We start from the raw sequence: 24,127 nt of genomic DNA, 5'->3' as shown, positions 1-24,127 counted from the left end.
ACCCACAGGTGACTGACCATGGCCCGCACGACTCCCATCGAGCTGTACCGCAACATCGGCATCGTCGCCCACGTCGACGCCGGCAAGACCACCACCACCGAACGCATCCTGTTCTACACCGGGGTCAACCACAAGATGGGCGAGGTCCATGACGGCGCCGCCACCATGGACTGGATGGCCCAGGAACAGGAGCGCGGCATCACCATCACCTCGGCGGCCACCACGGCCTTCTGGCAAGGCTCGACCAAGCAGTTCGCCGACAAGTACCGCTTCAACATCATCGATACCCCCGGCCATGTGGATTTCACCATCGAGGTGGAGCGTTCGTTGCGCGTGCTCGACGGCGCGGTGGTGGTGTTCAGCGGCGCCGACGGGGTCGAGCCGCAATCGGAAACGGTGTGGCGCCAAGCCAACAAGTACCATGTGCCGCGCCTGGCCTACGTCAACAAGATGGATCGCCAGGGCGCCGACTTCCTGCGGGTGGTGAAACAGATCGACCAGCGCCTGGGCCATCACCCGGTACCGATCCAGCTGGCCATCGGCAGCGAAGAAACCTTCGCTGGGCAGATCGACCTGGTGAAGATGAAGGCCATCTACTGGAACGACGCCGACCAGGGCACCAGCTACCGCGAGGAAGAGATCCCTGACGAGTTGCGCGACCTGGCCGAGCAATGGCGGGCGCACATGATCGAAGCCGCGGCCGAGGCCAACGACGAGCTGACCATGAAGTTCCTCGACGGTGAGGAACTGAGCATCGACGAGATCAAGGCCGGCCTGCGCCAGCGCACCCTGGCCAACGAGATCGTGCCGACCATCCTCGGTTCGTCGTTCAAGAACAAGGGCGTGCCGCTGATGCTCGACGCGGTGATCGACTACCTGCCCGCCCCCAGCGAGATTCCGGCGATCAAGGGCACCGACCCGGACGATGAGGACAAGCACCTGGAGCGCCACGCCGACGACAACGAGCCCTTCTCCGCCCTGGCCTTCAAGATCGCCACCGACCCCTTCGTCGGCACCTTGACGTTCGCCCGGGTGTATTCCGGCGTGCTCAGCTCAGGCAATGCCGTGCTCAATTCGGTCAAGGGCAAGAAGGAGCGCATCGGCCGCATGGTACAGATGCACGCCAACCAGCGCGCCGAAATCAAGGATGTCTGCGCCGGCGATATCGCCGCACTGATCGGCATGAAGGACGTGACCACCGGCGATACGCTGTGCGACATGGACAAGCCGATCATCCTCGAGCGCATGGACTTCCCCGACCCGGTGATTTCCGTTGCCGTGGAACCCAAGACCAAGGCCGACCAAGAGAAGATGGGCATCGCCCTGGGCAAGCTGGCCCAGGAAGACCCGTCGTTCCGGGTCAAGACCGATGAAGAAACCGGCCAGACGATCATCTCCGGCATGGGCGAGCTGCACCTGGACATCATCGTCGACCGCATGAAGCGCGAGTTCAACGTCGAGGCCAATATCGGCAAGCCACAAGTGGCCTACCGCGAGAAAATCCGCAATACCTGCGAGATCGAGGGCCGGTTCGTGCGCCAGTCCGGCGGACGCGGCCAGTACGGTCATTGCTGGATCCGCTTCGCCCCGGGCGACGAGGGCAAGGAAGGCCTGGAATTCGTCAACGAGATCGTCGGCGGCGTGGTGCCGCGCGAGTACATCCCCGCGATTCAGAAAGGTATCGAGGAACAGATGAAGAACGGGGTGCTGGCCGGCTACCCGCTGATCAGCCTGAAAGCCGCGGTATATGACGGCTCGTATCACGACGTCGACTCCAACGAGATGGCCTACAAGATCGCCGCGTCGATGGCCACCAAGCAGCTGTCGCACAAAGGCGGCGCGGTGCTGCTGGAACCGGTGATGAAGGTGGAAGTGGTGACCCCCGAGGAGTACCAGGGCGACATCATGGGCGACCTGAGCCGGCGTCGGGGGATGATCCAGGACGGTGACGAGACACCGGCGGGCAAGGTGATCCGTGCCGAGGTGCCGCTGGGCGAGATGTTCGGCTACGCCACGGCCATGCGTTCGATGACCCAGGGCCGGGCAAGCTACTCGATGGAGTTCACCCGGTACGCCGAAGCGCCGGCGAGCATTGCCGATGTGATCGTCAAGAAAGGGCGCGGGGAATAGATCGGGTCTGTTCGGCCGCACCTTCCCATCGCGGGACAAGCCCGCTCCCACAGGGACGCCGCTGCTTTCTAGGGCTGCGCCGACCTAATGTGGGAGCGGGCTCGCCCCGCGATGGCGCCAGCATGAACAACACAAGCTCAGTGCTGCTCGCCGGCCCGCTTGAGCAACTTCTTGCAACGCTCCGACAGATGCACTACCCGCAGGTGCTTCCCGGCCTTGGCATAGCGTTCGCGCAAGGTCTTCAGCGCCGCGATCGCCGAATAGTCCACGAAGCTCAAGTGCTTGCAGTCCAGGGTCACGCTGGCCGGATCCTGCGCCGGATCGAACTGGTTGAGGAAGGGCGTGGTCGAAGCGAAGAACAGGGTGCCATGCACTTGGTAGACCTTGCCGCCCTCGCCGTCGTCATGGCTGTCGGCATACAGCTCGCGGGCGTGCTGCCAGGCGAAGTTGATCGCTGCGATGACGATGCCGAACAGCACCGCAGTGGCCAGATCGGTGAACACCGTGACCACGGTCACCGCAACGATCGCCAGCACATCACTAGCGGGCACCTTGTGCAACACCCGCAGCGACGCCCAGGCAAAGGTCTGCTGGGCCACCACGAACATCACTCCCACCAGCGCCGCCAGCGGGATGCGCTCGATCAACGGCGACAGGAACAGCACGAACAGCAGGATCATCACCCCGGCCACCACGCCCGACAGCCGGCCTCGACCATTGGAGCTGAGGTTGATCACCGTCTGGCCGATCATCGCGCAGCCGCCCATGCCGCCGCACAGGCCCGAGACCATGTTGGCCGCGCCCAAGGCCACGCATTCGCGGTCCGGGTAGCCACGGCTCTCGGTGATCTCGTCGGTGAGGTTGAGGGTCAGCAGGGTTTCCAGCAGACCGACCATGGCCATCAGCACCGCATAGGGCCAGATGATCGTAAGGGTCTCCAGGTTCCAAGGCACCTGCGGCAGGGCCAACTGCGGCAGGCCGCCGGCGATGTGCGCCATGTCGCCGAGGGTGCGGGTCGGCAGGTCGAGCAGGTAGACCAGCAGGCCCACCCCGAGGATCGCGACCAGGGCCGGGGGCACGGCACGGGTCAGGCGCGGCAAAATGTAGACGACCAGCATGGTCAGGGCCACCAGGCCGATCATCAGATACAGGGGCGAGCCACTGAGCCAGTGCTCGCCGTCCTTGAAGTGCTCGAGCTGGGCCAGGGCAATGACGATGGCCAGGCCGTTGACGAAGCCGAGCATCACCGGGTATGGCACCAGGCGCACCAGCTTGCCCAGGCGCAGCACGCCGAACAGGATCATCACCACCCCTCCGAGCAGGACCGTGGCCAGCAGGTACTGGGCGCCGTGCTGCACCACCAGGGCAACGATGACCACCGCCATGGAACCCGCGGCACCGGAGATCATGCCCGGACGGCCGCCGAACAACGCGGTCAGGGTACAGATGATGAAAGCGCCATACAGGCCCATGAGCGGGTTGAGGTGGGCCACCAGGGCGAAGGCGATGCACTCGGGCACCAGGGCGAACGAGGTCGTGAGGCCGGCGAGCACGTCGGCACGGAGTCGGGCGGGTTTCATGGGCTTCCTGTGGTTTCCGGGTGGTAACGACGGCCCGGGCTGAACATCGAGGGGCGCGATGTTACGAAATTTGTCTGCCAGCGGCCACCATCGGCGGCCTCAGCGCACCCGTTCGCGGCTCTGTATCGCAAGGTCCAACGCACGTTGCATGTCCAGGCGTGCCGAGCGGCCCAGGTCCGGGTGCTGTAGCTGGCCGTTGCGCTCCGACGGCAGGATCGGCGCCGTCAGGTCCTCGGCGTCCATGGCCTCGAAGTCTTGTCGCGGGCCCAGGGTCAGGGCGCTGCGGCGCAGCAGCATGCGCACGTGTTCGGGGGTCAGGTCCGGGTTGATCGACAACATGGCCGCCACGGTCGCGGTCACCAGCGGCGTGGCATAGGACGTGCCGCAATGCGGGTCGCCGGCCTGGGAGGGGCGAATACACGCTGCGGCGCTGACATCCACGCGCATGTCGATGTTGGAGCTGCGCCGCTTGACCACATGCTCCGGGGCATCCACGGGAACGGCCTGGTCGCTGCGCTGGTGGCCGCCGACCACCAGCAACTGCTCGGTGACGAACGACGACGGCAAGCGGTACTCGTCGGTGCCGGACCAGGACGCCCCATTGCCCGCCGAGTTGACCACCACCACATCAGGGTGCGCCTTGCGCAGCCACAGGAAGAACTCCTCCAGCAACTCCTCGTAACCACTCATGGCCAGGCCCGAGCGCACCAGCGAGTCCACCTCGTCGCCTTGCACGTTCTTCGCGCCGACGCGGTGGATGCCCCAGCTCCAGTTCAACACCCGCACGCCATCCTCCACCAGGTTCACCGAGGCGGCGATGTTGGCGGTGATGCCGGCATCGGCGTTACGCTCGACGATCACCTCGAAGCCCGGGCTCACCTTGCCCAGGCCACTGAGGAAACCACCCTGCACGCCCTCCCCGCGTCCGGCCAGGATGCCGGCCACATGGCTGCCGTGGCTGTCCGCCTGGTCACCATCGCGGGCGTAGAGGCACACCGGCGCTTGGCCACAGCCGCCACGGTAGGCCTTGAATGCCGGCGCATCGAAATCCACCTCCCGCTCGATGACGCCAATACGCAGCGGCTGGACGGGTATGGACGAAGCCGGGATGCGCCGCTGGTAGAAATACAGCGCATCCAGGAAGCGGTTGGCCGCCCACTCGTCCTGCTGGTCGATGGCCTTGGCCGTGCGACCGGCACTTTCCTCGCCTCGCTCCGGGGCGGACTCCTCGATGATCACGGCATCGACGCTGGTCTCGCTGCCCATGCGCAGGATCAACGCATCGCGCTGCACCAAGTCGTGCACCGGCAGGCGCAATTGGTAGACGTTCAATGGCGGGATCGCACCGACCACCTGGGCGCCGTATTTCGCGGCAATGCGCTGTGCCTCGGGTAGGCCGTCGTGCTTTTCCTCGATCAACAGGCTGACCAGGTCCAGGTAGGTGGTCAGGCCATCCATGTTCTTCACCACCTCGCCGGGGCCGGCAGCCACCACGTGGCTACGCCGCTGGGTGAGCCACACAGGGTTGCTCCGCTGGTCATCGGCCTGGAGCCACAGCGGCGCACTGCGCTGGCGAGGTCGGTCGAGAGTCAGCTTGAGCGTATCGCCGTCGCGAAGGACCTGGGCTTCGGGCAGCGGCTGGCCATCGAGCCATACCGCCGGCTTGCCCTGCCCAAGGCCTTGGGTGCGCAGGCACCATTGCTGCGGGGCATCGCTGAGCAGATCGCCGCAGCGTTGCAGGTGCTTGATGCGCAGCGGTTCCTCGGAGGCGTAAGTGGTAGTCGCGACCAGGTACAGCAGCAAGGTGAGAACGGGCTTCATAGGCGGCAATCCGTTGGCTTCCCTTGGCTGCGACTGTCGGGTCGGAGCAAAGGTTCATGTGGCCTGTGAGGGCCCTATCGCGGGCAAGCCCGCTCCCACAAATTCCAGCGCATCTGGTACCTGCGACCGCCCCAGGCAGGCAAAAATGCCCGGCGCCGTGATTCATACCCGGCACATCCTCGACAAATTTGCCATCATGATCATTCCACCCGCGGAGATCATGGACATGCCGCTACGCCCTCTCATCGCCTCCCTGCTGCTGGCCGCAAGCCTCAATGCACTGGCCGCCACCGAAGTCCTGCCGCTGCAGCACCGCACCAGCGCCGAACTGTTGCCGACGGCCCAATCGTTCCTGGGCAAGGACGGCACCGTCAGCGCCTTCGAGAACAAGCTGATCATCAACGCCAGCCCCGAACGCATCGACGACCTGCGCACCCTGCTGCAGCAGCTCGACACCGCGCCCAAGCGCCTGCTGATCAGCGTCGACAACGATGACAGCAACTTCCAGGACAACCGCGGCAACGCCCGGGTCATCCAATATGGCACCAGCAACCGCGAAGGCGGCATGCAGCAGATACAGGCCAGCGAAGGCCAGCCGGCGCTGATCCAGGTGGGCCAGAGCATCCCCATCACCAGTACCAGCACCGACGGCTATGGCCGCATCCAGAGCGATACCGAATATCGCAATGTCACCCAAGGCTTCTACGTCACCCCAAGCCTGAGCGGAGATACGGTTCGTCTGCAAATAAGCACCAATAATGACCGAATGAGCAACGAACGCCAGGATGTAGTAAAAGTTCAGAGCACCGACACGACGGTCACCGGCAAGCTCGGCGAGTGGATCACCCTGGCCGGACACAACCAGCAGAGCCAGGCCGGACAAAGCGCCTCGGCCATCACCTACAGCACCCAGCGCGGTGAAAACATGACACTACGGGTGAAAGTCGACCTTCTGGAGTGATCCCAGGCATTTCAAGGCCTCGACCAAAAGCCTTGAAACTGACCGAAGAGTCTCATTAGACCAAAGATGTAGTAAGCGAAAAAAAGCACTACAAAACATTTGACAGGCACTTTTTCCCAAGGGCATGATGGCCTCGCTCCCGCTAATCAGAGGCCCTGGCAAGGGCCTTCGAGATGCGCTCCTCCCTACCCCTGGAGGCGTCTCGTGTCCATACGGCCCACAAGGCGGTTCGACGGGATTGCGACTGCGACGAAGAAGTTGTCCCGAGGGACGGAAGCGCATCACCGCAGCAACCGGCAGTCCTGTCGTACCGCAGCAAGGCAACCACGAGCCGACCTGTAGTCACACCCTGCCCGCCTGCACCCTCTTCCCCTTCGAGCCTCCTCGTCCGCAAGCGCCTCCCGCCGGGCAGACAGCCGCCAGGCCTCTGACCGCGTCGAGCACAAGCACCTACTTCACAAGACTGATGCGACGAGGTTTTATTTCCATGGCACTGACACGCGAACAGCAAATTGCAGCCCTTGAGAAAGACTGGGCCGAGAACCCGCGCTGGAAAGGCGTGACCCGTACCTATACCGCCGCCGATGTCGTCCGCCTGCGTGGCTCTCTGCAGCCGGAACACACCTTCGCCCGCCAGGGTGCAGAAAAACTGTGGAAGCTGGTCACCGAAGGTGCCCACCCGTCCTTCCGCCCCGAGAAAGATTTCGTCAACTGCATGGGCGCCCTGACCGGCGGCCAGGCAGTCCAGCAGGTGAAGGCCGGCATCCAGGCCATCTACCTGTCAGGCTGGCAGGTGGCCGCCGACAACAACTCGGCCGAGTCCATGTACCCTGACCAGTCGCTGTACCCGGTCGACTCGGTACCGACCGTGGTCAAGCGCATCAACAATGCCTTCCGTCGCGCCGACCAGATCCAGTGGAAAGCCGGCAAGAACCCAGGCGACGATGGCTACATCGATTACTTCGCCCCGATCGTGGCGGATGCCGAGGCCGGTTTCGGCGGCGTACTGAACGCCTACGAACTGATGAAGAACATGATCGAGGCAGGCGCCGCCGGCGTGCACTTCGAAGACCAGCTGGCTTCGGTGAAGAAATGCGGCCACATGGGCGGCAAGGTCCTGGTGCCGACCCAGGAAGCGGTGCAGAAACTGGTTGCCGCACGCCTTGCAGCGGACGTCGCTGGCGTGCCGACCATCATCCTGGCCCGTACCGACGCCAACGCCGCCGACCTGTTGACCAGCGACTGCGACCCGTACGACCAGCCGTTCGTGGTGGGCGAGCGCACCCGCGAAGGCTTCTACAAGGTGCGCGCCGGCCTCGACCAGGCCATCGCCCGCGGCCTGGCCTATGCCCCGTACGCCGACCTGATCTGGTGCGAAACCGCCAAGCCGGACCTGGAAGAAGCCCGTCGCTTCGCCGAGGCGATCAAAAAGGAATACCCGGACCAGATTCTGTCGTACAACTGCTCGCCGTCCTTCAACTGGAAGAAGAACCTGGACGACGCCACCATCGCCAAGTTCCAGCGCGAGCTGTCGGCCATGGGCTACAAGCACCAGTTCATCACCCTGGCGGGCATCCACAACATGTGGCACGGCATGTTCAACCTGGCGCACGACTACGCCCGCAACGACATGACCGCCTACGTGAAGCTGCAGGAGCAGGAGTTCGCCGATGCGAGCAAAGGCTACACCTTCGTGGCGCACCAGCAGGAAGTCGGTACCGGCTACTTCGACGACATGACCACCGTGATCCAGGGTGGCGCGTCCTCGGTGACGGCGCTGACCGGCTCGACCGAGGAAGAGCAGTTCCACTGATAGCGAAGCGCTGATGAAGGCCCAGGGCTTGCGAAAGCCCTGGGCCTTTTGTTTTGGCCTCGGCCTATCGCCGACAAGCCAGCACTCGAAGAACAGCGCTTAACTCATTGATTTTGAGGTTTTTGCGGGAGTCCGCGATCAATGGCGGAGCCCTTGCCTGGCAACAGTGATATCGGGGCCGATCCAATCGCGGGAGAAGCCCGCTCCTACAGAATCCTGCAAACCCTACCAATGGCGAGCTCTCTGTGGGAGCCGGCTTGCCGGCGATGAAGCCCGTGCAGTGCCCCGGCGAATCACGTCTATGCTTATGACTGTTCGCCAACCAGAGCGCGTGCTTCGCCCTGGCGCCCTATCCAGGGTCGCGCCCTCCTATATATATGCATCGGCGCGATCGCGATTCAGCCCAGGCCGCTCAATCGATAAAGTATTGATCCAGAGCGGTACAAACGCGACTAGCACCTGCTAGAACGAGACCCTTTCGCATTTGCAAGCCGGGGTAGCACTGAAATGAACTTAGCAAGCACCAGGCCAAGTTAAAAACGGCCGAACAGCCCAAATGATATTAATTATCATTACATGAGCAAGGTGTCGTTACGCCAGGCAAGAAACATAATTAACAAAAGCGGCGGGAATGCCCGAAACTCAAGGGTTTCAGCCATTTACGAACATTTTTTGTTCTTAATCCTACGAATAAATTTGCCACAGAAATTTTACTTGCACTGGGTTTACCCATAAAATCAGCCCGATTGATTCAGCTGCGACATTTGGTCACTGCAACCGCGACACCGCGTCGCTGCTCTACTTATTTCAGACTGCAGAGCTGGGTCTCTGTATAAGGATTTCTAGCATGTCCGATTCGGTAGGACTCATCGCCCACAACTGGGGCTTTGCCATCTTCCTCCTGGGTGTCGTCGGCCTGTGTGCCTTCATGCTCGGCCTGTCCAGCCTGCTCGGTAGCAAGGCATGGGGCCGCGCCAAGAACGAACCCTTCGAATCCGGCATGCTGCCCGTTGGCAGCGCCCGCCTGCGCCTGTCCGCCAAATTCTATCTGGTCGCGATGCTGTTCGTGATCTTCGATATCGAAGCCCTATTCCTGTATGCATGGTCTGTGTCCGTCCGCGAAAGCGGCTGGACCGGATTCGTCGAAGCACTCGTTTTCATTGCAATTCTGTTGGCTGGTCTTGTCTACCTATGGCGCGTCGGGGCGCTCGATTGGGCTCCCGAAGGTCGCCGCAAGCGGCAAGCGAAGCTGAAACAATGAGGCTTTGGCATGCAATACAATCTCACCAGAATCGATCCGGATGCGCCCAACGAGCAGTATCCTGTCGGTGACCGGGAAACCGTCACCGATCAGCTGCTAGAGGACCAGGTCCACAAGAACATCTTCATGGGCAAGCTCGAAGATGTGCTGCGTGGCGCGGTCAACTGGGGTCGCAAGAACTCCCTCTGGCCGTACAACTTCGGCCTGTCCTGCTGCTACGTGGAAATGACCACGGCCTTCACGGCACCCCACGACATCGCCCGCTTCGGCGCCGAAGTCATCCGGGCCTCGCCACGTCAGGCCGACTTCATGGTCGTCGCCGGCACCTGCTTCATCAAGATGGCGCCGATCATCCAGCGCCTCTACGAGCAGATGCTCGAACCCAAGTGGGTGATCTCCATGGGCTCGTGCGCCAACTCCGGCGGCATGTACGACATTTACTCGGTCGTTCAGGGGGTCGACAAGTTCCTCCCCGTGGATGTCTATGTGCCTGGCTGCCCGCCTCGCCCCGAAGCCTTCCTGCAGGGCCTGATGCTGCTGCAGGAGTCGATCGGCCAGGAGCGACGCCCGCTTTCCTGGGTCGTCGGTGATCAAGGCATTTACCGTGCCGAGATGCCCGCCCAGAAAGACCTGCGTCGTGAACAGCGCATCCAGGTCACTAACCTGCGCAGCCCCGACGAAGTCTGATCCAGCGACATGCCGCCCGCTCCACCAGGAGCCGGCGGCCTGGCTTCATTCTCTACGTTGACTCAAAGCGACCGAGACCATGACAGCGGACACCGCTATTTATATTCCGCCTTACAAGGCTGACGACCAAGATGTGGTCGTCGAACTGCACAACCGTTTTGGCGCCGACGCATTCGTCGCCCAGGAAACCCGCACCGGCATGCCGGTCCTGTGGGTAAACCGCGCCCAGCTCAAAGACGTCCTCTCCTTCCTGCGCAACGTCGCCAAGCCGTACAGCATGCTGTTCGACCTGCATGGCGTCGACGAGCGCCTGCGCACCCAGCGCCGCGGCTTGCCGGCTGCCGACTTCAGCGTGTTCTACCACCTGCTGTCGGTCGAGCGTAACAGCGACGTGATGATCAAGGTGGCCTTGAGCGAAGGCGACCTGAACCTGCCGTCGGTCACCGGTATCTGGCCCAATGCCAACTGGTACGAGCGCGAAGTCTGGGACATGTTCGGCATCGACTTCGCCGGCCACCCGCACCTGTCGCGCATCCTCATGCCGCCGACCTGGGAAGGCCACCCGCTGCGCAAGGACTTCCCGGCGCGTGCCACCGAGTTCGACCCGTACAGCCTGAACCTGGCCAAGCAGCAGCTTGAAGAAGAGTCGGCTCGCTTCAACCCTGAAGCCTGGGGCATGAAGCGTCATGGCGCCAACGAGGACTACATGTTCCTCAACCTGGGCCCCAACCACCCTTCCGCCCACGGTGCCTTCCGTATCGTCCTGCAGCTGGACGGCGAAGAGATCGTCGATTGCGTCCCGGACATCGGCTACCACCACCGTGGCGCCGAGAAGATGGCCGAGCGCCAGTCCTGGCACAGCTTCATCCCCTACACCGACCGTATCGACTACCTCGGCGGGGTGATGAACAACCTGCCGTACGTGCTGGCCGTCGAGAAGCTGGCCGGCATCAAGGTGCCGCAGAAGGTCGACACCATCCGCGTCATGCTGGCCGAGTTCTTCCGCATCACCAGCCACCTGCTGTTCCTGGGTACCTACATCCAGGACGTGGGCGCCATGACCCCGGTCTTCTTCACCTTCACCGACCGCCAGCGCGCCTACACCGTGATCGAGGCGATCACCGGTTTCCGCCTGCACCCGGCCTGGTACCGCATCGGTGGCGTCGCCCACGACCTGCCGCGCGGCTGGGACAAGCTGGTCAAGGACTTCGTCGAATGGCTGCCCAAGCGCCTGGACGAGTACGAGAAGGCCGCCCTGCAGAACAGCATCCTCAAGGGCCGTACCATCGGCGTTGCCGCGTACAACACCAAGGAAGCCCTGGAATGGGGCACCACCGGTGCCGGCCTGCGTGCCACCGGTTGCAACTTCGACCTGCGCAAGGCCCGCCCCTACTCCGGCTACGAGAACTTCGAGTTCGAAGTGCCGCTGGCCCACAACGGCGATGCCTACGATCGCTGCATGGTCCGCGTCGAGGAGATGCGCCAGAGTATCCGCATCATCGACCAGTGCCTGCGCAACATGCCGGAAGGCCCGTACAAGGCGGACCACCCGCTGACCACGCCGCCACCGAAAGAGCGCACCCTGCAGCACATCGAGACCCTGATCACCCACTTCCTGCAAGTCTCGTGGGGCCCGGTCATGCCGGCCAACGAGTCGTTCCAGATGATCGAGGCGACCAAGGGCATCAACAGTTACTACCTGACGAGCGATGGCGGCACCATGAGCTACCGCACCCGGATCCGTACGCCGAGCTACCCGCACCTGCAGCAGATCCCTTCGGTGATCAAAGGCAGCATGGTCGCGGACCTCATCGCGTACCTGGGCAGTATCGACTTCGTTATGGCTGACGTGGACCGCTAAGCATGAACAGCACGCTTATCCAAACCGACCGTTTCGTCCTGAGCGAAACCGAGCGCTCGGCCATCGAGCACGAGATGCACCACTACGAGGACCCGCGCGCGGCGTCCATCGAGGCCTTGAAGATCGTTCAGAAGGAACGTGGCTGGGTACCGGACGGCGCCATCTACGCCATCGGTGAAGTGCTCGGTATTCCGGCCAGCGACGTCGAAGGCGTGGCCACCTTCTACAGCCAGATCTTCCGCCAACCTGTCGGCCGTCACATCATCCGTGTCTGCGACAGCATGGTCTGCTACATCGGCGGCCACGAGTCGGTGGTCAGCCAGATCCAGAGCGAGCTGGGCATCGGCCTGGGCCAGACCACCGCCGACGGGCGCTTCACCCTGCTGCCGGTGTGCTGCCTGGGCAACTGCGACAAGGCCCCGGCGCTGATGATCGACGACGACACCTTCGGCGACGTCCAGCCTGCCGGCGTTGCCAAATTGCTGGAGGGCTACGTATGACCATCACTTCCTTCGGCCCGGCCAACCGCATCGCGCGTTCGGCTGAAACCCACCCACTGACCTGGCGCCTGCGCGACGACGGCGAGCCGATCTGGCTCGAGGAGTACCAGGCCAAGAACGGCTATGCGGCCGCCCGCAAGGCGCTGGCGCAGATGTCCGCCGACGATATCGTCCAGAGCGTCAAGGACTCCGGCCTCAAAGGCCGTGGCGGCGCAGGCTTCCCCACTGGCGTGAAGTGGGGCCTGATGCCCAAGGACGAGTCCCTGAACATCCGCTACCTGCTGTGCAACGCGGACGAGATGGAACCCAACACCTGGAAGGACCGCATGCTGATGGAGCAACAGCCCCATCTGCTGGTCGAGGGCATGCTGATCAGCGCCCGCGCCCTGAAGGCCTACCGCGGCTACATCTTCCTGCGCGGCGAATACACCACCGCGGCGAAGAACCTCAACCGCGCCATCGAGGAAGCCAAGGCCGCCGGCCTGCTGGGCAAGAACATCCTCGGCAGCGGCTTTGATTTCGAGCTGTTCGTGCACACCGGTGCCGGGCGCTACATCTGCGGTGAAGAAACCGCACTGATCAACTCCCTGGAAGGCCGCCGCGCCAACCCGCGCTCCAAGCCGCCCTTCCCTGCCGCCGTTGGCGTGTGGGGCAAGCCGACCTGCGTGAACAACGTCGAGACCCTGTGCAACGTCCCGGCCATCGTCGCCAACGGCAACGACTGGTACAAGTCGCTAGCCCGCGAAGGCAGCGAGGACCACGGCACCAAGCTGATGGGCTTCTCCGGCAAGGTGAAGAACCCGGGCCTGTGGGAACTGCCGTTCGGCGTCACCGCCCGCGAACTGTTCGAGGACTACGCCGGTGGTATGCGCGACGGCTACAAGCTCAAGTGCTGGCAGCCTGGCGGCGCCGGTACCGGCTTCCTGCTGCCCGAGCACCTGGATGCGCAGATGTACGCCGGTGGCATCGCCAAGGTCGGTACCCGTATGGGTACAGGCCTGGCCATGGCGGTCGACGACAGCATCAACATGGTCTCGCTGCTGCGCAACATGGAAGAGTTCTTCGCCCGTGAGTCCTGCGGCTGGTGCACCCCCTGCCGCGACGGCCTGCCTTGGAGCGTGAAGATGCTGCGCGCCCTGGAGAAAGGCCAGGGCCGCGCCGAAGACATCGAGACCCTGCTGGGTCTGGTCAACTTCCTCGGCCCAGGCCGCACCTTCTGTGCCCACGCACCGGGCGCCGTGGAGCCATTGGGCAGCGCCATCAAGTACTTCCGCTCGGAATTCGAGGCCGGTGTCGCCCCAGCCGCGGCTGGCGACGCCCTGCGCCCGAACCTGGCAAAGCCTGTCCCGGCCGGGCCGGTCGTGGTCGGCGCATAACAAGATGAAACGCGGATGGCCCAGCCATCCGCCTGCCAGCAGGCCCGCCCAGGAGCGAGCCGCAGGCACACCGATTTCCATTAGCCACGCCCGCTCACGCGGGCCAACGAAGAACTTTGAACCATGGCCACTATCCACGTAGACGGCAAAGCGCTCGAAGTCAACGGTGCAGACAACCTGTTACAGGCCTGTCTGTCGCTCGGCCTCGACATCCCCTATTTCTGCTGGCACCCGGCGCTCGGTAGCGTCGGCGCCTGCCGGCAATGTGCGGTCAAGCAGTACACCGACGAGAACGACACCCGTGGTCGTATCGTCATGTCCTGCATGACCCCTGCCTCCGACGGCACCTGGATCTCCATCGACGATGAAGAGTCCAAGGCGTTTCGCGCCAGCGTCGTCGAATGGCTGATGACCAACCACCCGCACGACTGCCCGGTGTGCGAGGAAGGCGGTCACTGCCACCTGCAGGACATGACGGTAATGACCGGCCACAACGAGCGCCGCTACCGTTTCACCAAGCGTACCCACCAGAACCAGGACCTCGGCCCGTTCATCGCCCACGAGATGAACCGCTGCATCGCCTGCTACCGCTGCGTGCGCTACTACAAGGACTACGCAGGCGGCACCGACCTGGGTGTCTATGGCGCCCACGACAACGTGTACTTCGGTCGCGTCGAGGACGGCGTGCTGGAGAGCGAGTTCTCCGGCAACCTGACCGAGGTCTGCCCGACCGGCGTATTCACCGACAAGACCCACTCCGAGCGCTATAACCGCAAGTGGGACATGCAGTTCGCCCCGAGCATCTGCCACGGTTGCTCCAGCGGCTGCAACATCAGCCCCGGTGAGCGCTACGGCGAGCTGCGCCGCGTCGAGAACCGCTTCAACGGTTCGGTCAACCAGTACTTCCTGTGCGACCGCGGCCGCTTCGGCTATGGCTATGTCAACCGCACCGACCGCCCGCGCCAACCACACCTGGCCGACGGCACCAAGCTGGGCCTGGACGCCGCCCTGGACAAGGCCGCCGACCTGCTGCGCGGCCGCACCATCGTCGGCATCGGCTCGCCGCGCGCGAGCCTCGAGAGCAACTATGGCCTGCGCGAACTGGTCGGCGCCGATTACTTCTACTCGGGCATGGAAGCCGGTGAGCTGGCCCGCGTGCGCCTGGTTCTGGACGTGCTGAACAACAGCCCGCTGCCGGTTCCGACCCTGCGCGACATCGAAGACCACGACGCCGTGTTCGTGCTCGGTGAAGACCTGACCCAGACCGCTGCCCGTGTCGCCCTGGCCGTGCGCCAGGCCACCAAGGGCAAGGCCGAGGCCATGGCCGACGCCATGCGCGTACAGCCCTGGCTCGACGCTGCGGTGAAGAACATCGGCCAGCACGCCCTGTACCCGCTGTTCATTGCCAGCCTGGCTGAAACCAAGCTGGACGACGTCGCCGAGGAATGCGTACACGCAGCTCCCGCCGACCTCGCCCGCCTGGGCTTCGCCGTGGCCCATGCCATCGACCCGAGCGCGCCTGCCGTTGCCGGCCTGGATGACGAAGCCAAGGCCCTGGCCCAGCGCATCGCCGACGCCCTGGTCGCCGCCAACCGCCCACTGGTGGTCGCCGGCACTTCCCTGGCCGATCCTGCACTGATCGAAGCCGCCGCCAACATCGCCAAGGCCCTGAAGCTGCGCGAGAAGAACGGCTCGCTGAGCCTGGTGGTGCCTGAGGCCAACAGCCTCGGCATGGCCATGATGGGCGGCGAATCCGTCGACGCCGCGCTGGATGCCGTCATCAGCGGCAAGGCCGACGCCATCGTGGTCCTGGAGAACGACCTGTACGCCCGCGTGCCGGCCGCCAAGGTCGATGCAGCCCTGGCTGCGGCCAAGGTGGTGATCGTCGCAGACCACTCCAAGACCCCGACCGTCGACCGCGCCCACCTGGTGCTGCCGGCCGCCACCTTCGCCGAAGGCGACGGCACCCTGGTCAGCCAGGAAGGCCGTGCCCAGCGCTTCTTCCAGGTGTTCGACCCGCAGTACCTGGACAGCAGCATCCTGGTCCACGAAGGCTGGCGTTGGATGCACGCCCTGCGTGCCACCCTGCTGAACAAGCCGGTCGACTGGACCCAGCTCGACCAGGTCACCAGCGCCTGCGCCGAGGCCGCGCCGCAACTGGCCGGCATCGTCAACGCCGCGCCTTCCGCCGCGTTCCGCATCAAGGGCATGAAGCTGGCCCGTGAACCGCTGCGCTACTCCGGCCGCACCGCCATGCGCGCCAATATCAGCGTGCACGAGCCGCGTACCCCGCAGGACAAGGACACCGCCTTCGCCTTCTCCATGGAAGGCTACTCGGGCAGCGCCGAACCGCGTCAGCAGGTGCCGTTCGCCTGGTCGCCGGGCTGGAACTCGCCCCAGGCCTGGAACAAATTCCAGGACGAGGTCGGAGGGCACCTGCGCGCCGGCGACCCAGGCGTACGCCTGATCGAATCGCAGGGTGATCGCCTGAACTGGTTCACCGCCATCCCGGGCGCCTTCAACCCGGCCCGCGGTACCTGGACTGCCGTGCCGTTCTACCACCTGTTCGGCAGCGAGGAATCCTCCTCCCGCGCCGCCCCGGTACAAGAGCGCATCCCGGCCGCCTACGTGGCCCTGGCCAAGTCCGAAGCCGACCGCCTGGGCGTCAACGATGGCGCCCTGCTGAGCCTGAATGTGGCCGGCGTGTCGCTGCGCCTGCCGCTGCGCGTCAATGAACAGCTGGGCGCAGGCCTGGTCGCCCTGCCGAAAGGCCTGGCCGGTATCCCGCCAGCCATCTTCGGCGCATCCGTCGAAGGCCTGCAGGAGGCAGCACAATGAGCTGGTTCACCCCCGAAGTGATCGATGTGATCCTCACCGTCGTCCGGGCCATCGTGGTGCTGCTGGCGGTGGTGGTCTGCGGCGCGCTGCTCAGCTTCGTCGAGCGCCGCCTGCTCGGCTGGTGGCAGGACCGCTACGGTCCGAACCGTGTCGGCCCGTTCGGCATGTTCCAGATCGCTGCCGACATGCTGAAGATGTTCTTCAAGGAAGACTGGAACCCGCCCTTCGTCGATCGCATGATCTTCACCCTGGCACCGGTGGTGGCCATGAGCGCCCTGCTGATCGCCTTCGTGATCATCCCGATCACCCCGCTGTGGGGCGTGGCGGACCTGAACATCGGCTTGTTGTTCTTCTTCGCCATGGCCGGTCTGTCGGTGTACGCCGTGCTGTTCGCCGGCTGGTCGTCGAACAACAAGTACGCCCTGCTCGGCAGCCTGCGTGCCTCGGCCCAGACCGTGTCGTACGAAGTGTTCCTGGGCCTTGCGCTGATGGGCGTGGTGGTCCAGGCCGGTTCGTTCAACATGCGCGACATCGTCGACTACCAGGCGCAGAACCTGTGGTTCATCATTCCGCAGTTCTTCGGCTTCTGCACCTTCTTCATCGCTGGCGTCGCCGTGACCCACCGTCACCCGTTCGACCAACCGGAAGCGGAGCAGGAACTGGCCGACGGCTACCACATCGAATATGCCGGCATGAAATGGGGCATGTTCTTCGTCGGTGAGTACATCGGCATCATCCTGATCTCGGCGCTGCTGGTGACCCTGTTCTTCGGCGGCTGGCATGGCCCGTTCGGCCTGCTGCCACAGGTTCCATTCCTGTGGTTCGCCCTCAAGACCGCGTTCTTCATCATGCTGTTCATCCTGCTGCGCGCCTCGATCCCGCGCCCACGCTATGACCAGGTGATGGACTTCAGCTGGAAGTTCTGCCTGCCGCTGACCCTGATCAATTTGCTGGTGACCGCTGCGATCGTGCTCTACAACACGCCAGCCGTCGCGGCCCAGTGAGGATTTGACCCATGTTCAAGTATATCGGCGACATCGTTAAGGGCACCGGCACCCAGCTGCGCAGCCTGGCCATGGTGTTCTCCCACGGGTTCCGCAAGCGCGACACCCTGCAATACCCTGAAGAGCCCGTGTACCTGCCGCCGCGCTATCGCGGCCGCATCGTCCTGACCCGCGACCCCGACGGCGAGGAGCGCTGCGTAGCGTGCAACCTCTGCGCGGTGGCCTGCCCGGTAGGCTGCATCTCGCTGCAGAAGGCCGAGACCGAGGACGGCCGCTGGTACCCGGAGTTCTTCCGCATCAACTTCTCGCGCTGCATCTTCTGCGGCCTGTGCGAGGAAGCGTGCCCGACCACCGCGATCCAGCTGACTCCGGATTTCGAAATGGCCGAGTTCAAGCGTCAGGACCTGGTGTACGAGAAGGAAGACCTCCTGATCTCCGGCCCCGGCAAGAACCCTGACTACAACTTCTACCGTGTTGCGGGTATGGCGATCGCTGGCAAGCCGAAAGGCGCTGCGCAGAACGAAGCCGAGCCGATCAACGTGAAGAGCTTGCTCCCATAAGGACAGAAAGATGGAATTCGCTTTCTACTTCGCATCCGGGATCGCCGTGGTCTCCACCCTCCGGGTGGTGACCGGCACCAACCCCGTGCACGCCCTGCTCTACCTGATCATTTCCCTGATCTCCGTGGCGATGATCTTCTTCTCCCTGGGTGCGCCGTTCGCCGGCGCCCTGGAAGTGATCGCCTATGCCGGCGCCATCATGGTGCTGTTCGTCTTCGTGGTGATGATGCTCAACCTCGGGCCGGCCTCGGTCGCCCAGGAACGTGGCTGGCTCAAGCCAGGCATCTGGGCGGGGCCTGTGGTCCTGGGCGCCCTGCTGCTGCTCGAGCTGCTCTACGTGCTGTTCGCCGAGCCAAGCGGCGCAGCCATCAGCGGTACCACCGTGGATGCCAAGGCCGTGGGCATCAGCCTGTTCGGCCCGTACCTGCTGGTGGTCGAACTGGCCTCGATGCTGCTGCTGGCTGCAGCCGTCACGGCCTTCCACCTGGGCCGCAACGAGGCGAAGGAGTAAATCATGGGTGCTATCCCTCTCGAGCACGGTCTGGCAGTCGCCGGTATTCTGTTCTGCCTCGGTCTGGTCGGCCTGATGGTCCGCCGCAACATCCTCTTCGTACTCATGAGCCTGGAAGTCATGATGAACGCCTCTGCCCTGGCGTTCATCGTCGCCGGTGCCCGTTGGGTCCAGCCCGACGGCCAGGTGATGTTCATTCTGGTGATCAGCCTGGCAGCCGCCGAGGCCAGCATTGGCCTGGCGATCCTGCTGCAGCTGTATCGCCGCTTCCACACTCTCGACATCGATGCTGCCAGTGAGATGCGCGGATGAACCTTCTCTTCCTGACTTTCGTCTTCCCCCTGATCGGCTTCCTGCTGCTGTCGTTCTCGCGCGGGCGGTTCTCGGAGAACCTGTCCGCGCTGATCGGCGTTGGCTCCGTCGGCCTCTCGGCCGCGGTCGCCGCCTACGTGATCTGGCAATTCAACGTCGCGCCGCCTGAAGGTGGCGCGTACAGCCAGCTGCTGTGGCAGTGGATGTCGGTGGACGGCTTCGCGCCGAACTTCACCCTCTACCTGGACGGCCTGTCGGTCACCATGCTCGGCGTGGTCACCGGTGTGGGCTTCCTGATCCACCTGTTCGCCTCCTGGTACATGCGCGGCGAAGCCGGTTACTCGCGCTTCTTCTCGTACACCAACCTGTTCATCGCCAGCATGCTGTTCCTGGTGCTGGGCGACAACCTGCTGTTCATCTACTTCGGCTGGGAAGGCGTGGGCCTGTGCTCGTACCTGTTGATCGGTTTCTACTACAGCAACCGCAACAACGGTAACGCGGCACTGAAAGCCTTCATCGTCACCCGTATCGGCGACGTGTTCATGGCCATCGGCCTGTTCATCCTGTTCGCCCAGCTGGGTACCCTGAACGTGCAGGAACTGCTGGTGCTGGCACCGCAGAAGTTCCAGGCTGGCGACACCTGGATGGTTCTGGCGACCTTGATGCTGCTCGGTGGTGCGGTCGGTAAGTCGGCCCAGCTGCCGCTGCAGACCTGGCTGGCCGACGCGATGGCCGGCCCGACCCCGGTCTCCGCGCTGATCCACGCCGCCACCATGGTGACCGCAGGCGTCTACCTGATCGCTCGTACCCATGGCCTGTTCCTGCTGGCGCCGGACATCCTGCACCTGGTGGGCATCGTCGGCGGCGTGACCCTGGTCCTGGCCGGCTTCGCCGCGCTGGTCCAGACCGACATCAAGCGTATCCTCGCTTACTCGACCATGAGCCAGATCGGCTACATGTTCCTGGCCCTGGGTGTCGGTGCCTGGGAAGGCGCGATCTTCCACCTGATGACCCACGCCTTCTTCAAGGCCCTGCTGTTCCTTGCCTCCGGTGCGGTGATCGTCGCCTGCCACCACGAGCAGAACATCTTCAAGATGGGCGGGCTGTGGAAGAAGCTGCCGCTGGCCTATGCCAGCTTCGTGGTCGGTGGCGCTGCCCTGGCCGCCTTGCCGATCCTGACCGCAGGTTTCTACTCAAAGGACGAGATCCTCTGGGAAGCCTTCGCCAGCGGCCACTCCGGCCTGCTGTACGCCGGCCTGGTCGGTGCGTTCATGACTTCGCTGTACACCTTCCGCCTGATCTTCATCGCCTTCCACGGCGAAGCGAAGACCGAAGCCCATGCCGGCCACGGGATCTCCCACTGGCTGCCGCTGGGCGTGCTGATCGTGCTGTCGACCTTCGTCGGCGCCTGGATCCACCCACCGCTGGCAGGCGTACTGCCGCAGAGCGTCGGCCATGCCGGTGGCGAAGCCCAGCACTCGCTGGAAATCGTCTCCGGTGCCATCGCCATCGCCGGTATCCTGCTGGCCGCGGTGCTATTCCTGGGCAAGCGTACCCTGGTCACGGCCATCGCAAACAGCGGCATCGGCCGCGTCCTGTCGGCCTGGTGGTTCGCTGCCTGGGGCTTCGACTGGATCTACGACAAGCTGTTCGTCAAACCTTACCTGCTGATCAGCCACCTCCTGCGCAAGGACCCGGTTGACCGCAGCATCGGCCTGATTCCTCGCATGGCTCGCGGCGGTCACGTCGCCATGAGCAAGACCGAGACCGGCCAGCTGCGCTGGTACACAGCCTCCATCGCCGTGGGTGCCGTACTGGTACTGGGCGCCGTGGTAGTGGCGGCGGTATGACTATGAACCTTGCGAACCTTGCGACTCTGCGAAAGGAAACGAACCCGTCATGATTCTGCCTTGGCTGATCCTGATCCCCTTCATCGGCGGCCTCCTGTGCTGGCTGGGTGAGCGCTTCGGCACCACCCTGCCCCGCTGGATCGCGCTGCTGACCATGTCCCTGCTGCTCGGCATCGGCCTGTGGCTGTGGGGTAACGGCGACTACACCCTGGCCCCGGCCCCGGGCGCCGAACCTGCCTGGACCCTCGAATACAAGGTCGAGTGGATCAAGCGCTTCGGCATCAGCATCCACCTGGCCCTCGACGGCCTGTCGCTGCTGATGATCCTGCTCACCGGCCTGCTGGGTGTGCTGTCGGTGCTGTGTTCCTGGAAAGAGATCCAGCGCCACGTCGGCTTCTTCCACCTCAACCTGATGTGGATCCTCGGCGGCGTGGTCGGTGTGTTCCTGGCCCTGGACCTGTTCCTGTTCTTCTTCTTCTGGGAAATGATGCTGGTGCCGATGTACTTCCTCATCGCGCTCTGGGGTCACAGCTCCGCGGATGGCAAGAAGACCCGGATCTACGCCGCGACCAAGTTCTTCATCTTCACCCAGGCCAGCGGCCTGATCATGCTGGTGGCGATCCTCGGCCTGGTGCTGGTGAACTACAACGCCACCGGCGTGATCACCTTCAACTACAGCGACCTGCTCAAGGCCGAACTGCCGGCCGGTGTCGAGTACGTGCTGATGCTGGGCTTCTTCATCGCCTTCGCGGTGAAGCTGCCGGTGGTGCCGTTCCACTCCTGGCTGCCTGATGCCCACGCCCAGGCGCCGACCGCGGGCTCCGTGGACCTGGCGGGTATCTTGCTGAAGACGGCGGCGTACGGCCTGCTGCGCTTCGCCCTGCCGCTGTTCCCGAACGCCTCGGCCGAGTTCGCGCCGATCGCCATGACCCTGGGCCTGATCGGTATCTTCTACGGTGCCTTCCTGGCCTTCGCGCAAACGGACATCAAGCGCCTGGTCGCGTTCTCCAGCGTCTCGCACATGGGCTTCGTGCTGATCGGCATCTACTCCGGCAGCCAGCAGGCCCTGCAGGGCGCGGTGATCCAGATGCTGGCCCACGGTCTGTCGGCTGCCGCGCTGTTCATCCTGGCCGGCCAGCTGTACGAGCGCCTGCATACCCGTGACATGCGCCAGATGGGCGGCCTGTGGCACCGCATCGCCTACCTGCCGGCCATCAGCCTGTTCTTCGCCGCTGCATCGCTCGGCTTGCCAGGCACCGGCAACTTCGTGGGCGAGTTCCTGATCCTGATCGGCAGCTTCGCCAGCGTGCCGTGGATCACCGTGATCGCCACCACCGGCCTGGTGTTCGGTTCGGTCTACTCGCTGATCATGATCCACCGCGCCTACTTCGGCCCGGCCAAGAGCGATACCGTACTGGCCGGCATGGACGGTCGCGAGCTGGTCATGGTCCTGGGCCTGGCGGGCCTGCTGATCCTGCTGGGCGTGTACCCGCAGCCGTTCCTGGACACCTCTGCCGCCACCATGAGCGGTGTGCAGCAGTGGCTCGGTTCCGCTTTCACTCAACTCGCTTCGGCCCGGTAAGAGCGCTATGGAATTCACCACTCAACACTTCATCGCATTGGCGCCGATGCTCATCACCACCGTGACCACGGTGGTGGTGATGCTGGCGATCGCCTGGAAGCGCAATCACTCGCAGACCTTCCTGCTGTCCACCGTGGGCCTGAACCTGGCCCTGTTGTCGATCCTGCCGGCGCTGAAGGTCGCGCCGCTGGCGGTCACCTCGCTGGTGACCATCGACAAGTTCGCCTGCCTGTACATGGCCCTGATCCTGGTGGCCACGCTCGCCTGCGTCACCCTTGCCCACGCCTACCTGGGCGAGGGCGCCAAGGGCTACCCAGGCAACCGTGAAGAGCTGTACCTGCTGCTGCTGATGTCTGCCCTGGGCGGCCTGGTGCTGGTCAGCGCCAACCACTTGGCCGGCCTGTTCATCGGCCTGGAGCTGCTGTCGGTACCGGTCTACGGCCTGGTGGCGTATGCCTTCTTCAACAAGCGTTCGCTGGAAGCCGGTATCAAGTACATGGTGCTCTCGGCCGCGGGCTCGGCCTTCCTGCTGTTCGGCATGGCCCTGCTGTATGCCGACGCCGGCAGCCTGACCTTCGACCAGATCGGCAAGGCCCTGGCCAGCACCAGCATGCCAAGCCTGCTGGCCCAACTGGGCCTGGGCATGATGCTGGTCGGCCTGGCCTTCAAACTGTCGCTGGTACCGTTCCACCTGTGGACCCCGGACGTGTACGAAGGTGCTCCGGCGCCGGTCGCCGCCTTCCTGGCCACCGCCAGCAAGGTCGCGGTGTTCGCCGTGGTCGTGCGCCTGTTCATGCTCTCCCCTGCTGCCAGCAGCGGCGTGCTGAGCACTGTGCTGGCCGTGATCGCAGTAGCCTCGATCATCATCGGCAACCTGCTGGCACTGACCCAGAGCAACCTCAAGCGTCTGCTCGGTTACTCGTCCATCGCCCACTTCGGCTACCTGGTCATCGCCCTGGTGGCGAGCAAGGGCCTGGCCACCGAAGCCATCGGCGTGTACCTGGTCACCTACGTGATCACCAGCCTGGGCGCCTTCGGCGTGATCACGTTGATGTCCTCGCCTTATGCCGGCCGTGACGCCGACGCCCTGTACGAGTACCGTGGCCTGTTCTGGCGTCGTCCGTACCTGACCGCGGTACTGACCGTGATGATGCTGTCGCTGGCCGGTATCCCGCTGACCGCAGGCTTCATCGGCAAGTTCTACATCATCGCCACCGGCGTCGAGTCGCACCTGTGGTGGCTGGTCGGTGCCCTGGTGATTGGTAGCGCCATCGGCGTCTACTACTACCTGCGCGTCATGGTCACTCTGTACCTGGTCGAGCCGAACCTGCGTCGCCACGATGCCCCGCTGAAGTGGGAACAGCGCACCGGCGGCGTCATGCTGCTGGCCATCGCCATCCTCGCCTTCGTCCTGGGTGTGTACCCACAGCCTCTGCTGGAAATGGTGCAACAAGCCGGCCTGCAACTGATCGGCTGATCA

18 protein-coding genes are annotated in these 24,127 nt (G+C 64.1%); 16 read left to right on the top strand and 2 right to left on the bottom strand.

Annotated elements, in window-relative coordinates:
- Positions 1–18 precede the first annotated feature (18 nt).
- Positions 19–2,130, top strand: a complete 2,112-nt coding sequence (gene fusA, locus ACNFG0_RS00195; protein WP_416763725.1) for an elongation factor G — start codon at positions 19–21, stop codon at positions 2,128–2,130.
- A gap of 137 nt (positions 2,131–2,267) precedes the next feature.
- On the opposite strand, the gene ACNFG0_RS00190 is transcribed toward fusA, so the two are convergent.
- Both ACNFG0_RS00190 and ACNFG0_RS00185 read right to left on the bottom strand, forming a co-directional pair.
- On the bottom strand, positions 2,268–3,710 hold the full coding sequence (locus tag ACNFG0_RS00190) for a SulP family inorganic anion transporter (protein WP_416763724.1): 1,443 nt from the start codon (positions 3,708–3,710) through the stop codon (positions 2,268–2,270).
- A gap of 99 nt (positions 3,711–3,809) precedes the next feature.
- Positions 3,810–5,531, bottom strand: a complete 1,722-nt coding sequence (locus ACNFG0_RS00185) for a S8/S53 family peptidase (RefSeq protein ID WP_416763723.1) — start codon at positions 5,529–5,531, stop codon at positions 3,810–3,812.
- A 196-nt stretch (positions 5,532–5,727) separates the two neighbouring features.
- Between ACNFG0_RS00185 and ACNFG0_RS00180 the strand changes: the two genes are divergently transcribed.
- From ACNFG0_RS00180 to nuoN, 15 genes are all read left to right on the top strand, one after another.
- Positions 5,728–6,492, top strand: coding sequence for a secretin N-terminal domain-containing protein (locus tag ACNFG0_RS00180; RefSeq protein ID WP_416763722.1), 765 nt, complete (start codon positions 5,728–5,730; stop codon positions 6,490–6,492).
- A gap of 487 nt (positions 6,493–6,979) precedes the next feature.
- A complete protein-coding gene (aceA, locus tag ACNFG0_RS00175; protein WP_196155951.1) occupies positions 6,980–8,305 on the top strand; it encodes an isocitrate lyase in 1,326 nt (441 codons plus the stop codon).
- Between the two features lie 847 nt (positions 8,306–9,152).
- Complete coding sequence (locus tag ACNFG0_RS00170) at positions 9,153–9,566, top strand: NADH-quinone oxidoreductase subunit A (RefSeq protein ID WP_043209159.1); 414 nt, start codon at positions 9,153–9,155, stop codon at positions 9,564–9,566.
- Positions 9,567–9,575: 9 nt separating this feature from the next.
- Positions 9,576–10,253 carry a NuoB/complex I 20 kDa subunit family protein gene (locus ACNFG0_RS00165; RefSeq protein WP_196143325.1) on the top strand — a complete coding sequence of 226 codons (678 nt, stop codon included), beginning with the start codon at positions 9,576–9,578 and terminating at the stop codon, positions 10,251–10,253.
- Positions 10,254–10,332: 79 nt separating this feature from the next.
- Complete coding sequence (nuoC, locus tag ACNFG0_RS00160) at positions 10,333–12,114, top strand: NADH-quinone oxidoreductase subunit C/D (protein WP_196143326.1); 1,782 nt, start codon at positions 10,333–10,335, stop codon at positions 12,112–12,114.
- 2 nt (positions 12,115–12,116) lie between these two features.
- Positions 12,117–12,614 (top strand): NADH-quinone oxidoreductase subunit NuoE, encoded by a 498-nt coding sequence (gene nuoE / locus ACNFG0_RS00155; protein ID WP_084859167.1) that lies wholly within the window; start codon positions 12,117–12,119, stop codon positions 12,612–12,614.
- Positions 12,611–13,990, top strand: a complete 1,380-nt coding sequence (gene nuoF / locus ACNFG0_RS00150) for an NADH-quinone oxidoreductase subunit NuoF (protein ID WP_196143327.1) — start codon at positions 12,611–12,613, stop codon at positions 13,988–13,990. The genes nuoE and nuoF overlap by 4 nt, the downstream gene beginning before the upstream one ends.
- A 123-nt stretch (positions 13,991–14,113) precedes the next feature.
- Entirely contained in the window at positions 14,114–16,828 is a 2,715-nt protein-coding gene (nuoG, locus tag ACNFG0_RS00145; protein ID WP_196155950.1) for an NADH-quinone oxidoreductase subunit NuoG, read from the top strand.
- Positions 16,825–17,832 (top strand): NADH-quinone oxidoreductase subunit NuoH, encoded by a 1,008-nt coding sequence (gene nuoH / locus ACNFG0_RS00140; protein ID WP_084859172.1) that lies wholly within the window; start codon positions 16,825–16,827, stop codon positions 17,830–17,832. The genes nuoG and nuoH overlap by 4 nt, the downstream gene beginning before the upstream one ends.
- Positions 17,833–17,843: 11 nt before the next feature.
- A complete protein-coding gene (nuoI, locus tag ACNFG0_RS00135) occupies positions 17,844–18,392 on the top strand; it encodes an NADH-quinone oxidoreductase subunit NuoI (RefSeq protein WP_016488223.1) in 549 nt (182 codons plus the stop codon).
- Positions 18,393–18,402: 10 nt separating this feature from the next.
- Positions 18,403–18,903, top strand: a complete 501-nt coding sequence (gene nuoJ / locus ACNFG0_RS00130; RefSeq protein ID WP_196143329.1) for an NADH-quinone oxidoreductase subunit J — start codon at positions 18,403–18,405, stop codon at positions 18,901–18,903.
- A gap of 3 nt (positions 18,904–18,906) precedes the next feature.
- Entirely contained in the window at positions 18,907–19,215 is a 309-nt protein-coding gene (nuoK, locus tag ACNFG0_RS00125) for an NADH-quinone oxidoreductase subunit NuoK (RefSeq protein ID WP_008096201.1), read from the top strand.
- Positions 19,212–21,065 carry an NADH-quinone oxidoreductase subunit L gene (nuoL, locus tag ACNFG0_RS00120; RefSeq protein ID WP_196143330.1) on the top strand — a complete coding sequence of 618 codons (1,854 nt, stop codon included), beginning with the start codon at positions 19,212–19,214 and terminating at the stop codon, positions 21,063–21,065. Before nuoK ends, nuoL begins: the two co-directional genes overlap by 4 nt.
- 49 nt (positions 21,066–21,114) lie before the next feature.
- Positions 21,115–22,647 carry an NADH-quinone oxidoreductase subunit M gene (nuoM, locus tag ACNFG0_RS00115; RefSeq protein ID WP_416763721.1) on the top strand — a complete coding sequence of 511 codons (1,533 nt, stop codon included), beginning with the start codon at positions 21,115–21,117 and terminating at the stop codon, positions 22,645–22,647.
- A 7-nt stretch (positions 22,648–22,654) separates the two neighbouring features.
- Positions 22,655–24,124 (top strand): NADH-quinone oxidoreductase subunit NuoN, encoded by a 1,470-nt coding sequence (gene nuoN / locus ACNFG0_RS00110; RefSeq protein WP_084859178.1) that lies wholly within the window; start codon positions 22,655–22,657, stop codon positions 24,122–24,124.
- The last annotated feature ends 3 nt before the right edge of the window (positions 24,125–24,127 follow it).

The sequence above is a fragment of the Pseudomonas sp. NY15372 genome (assembly GCF_048068215.1).
GTDB classification, from domain to species: Bacteria; Pseudomonadota; Gammaproteobacteria; order Pseudomonadales; family Pseudomonadaceae; genus Aquipseudomonas; species Aquipseudomonas guariconensis_A.
The sequence above is the reverse complement of the archived record's forward strand: the minus strand, read 5'-3'. Positions and strand labels throughout refer to the sequence as shown.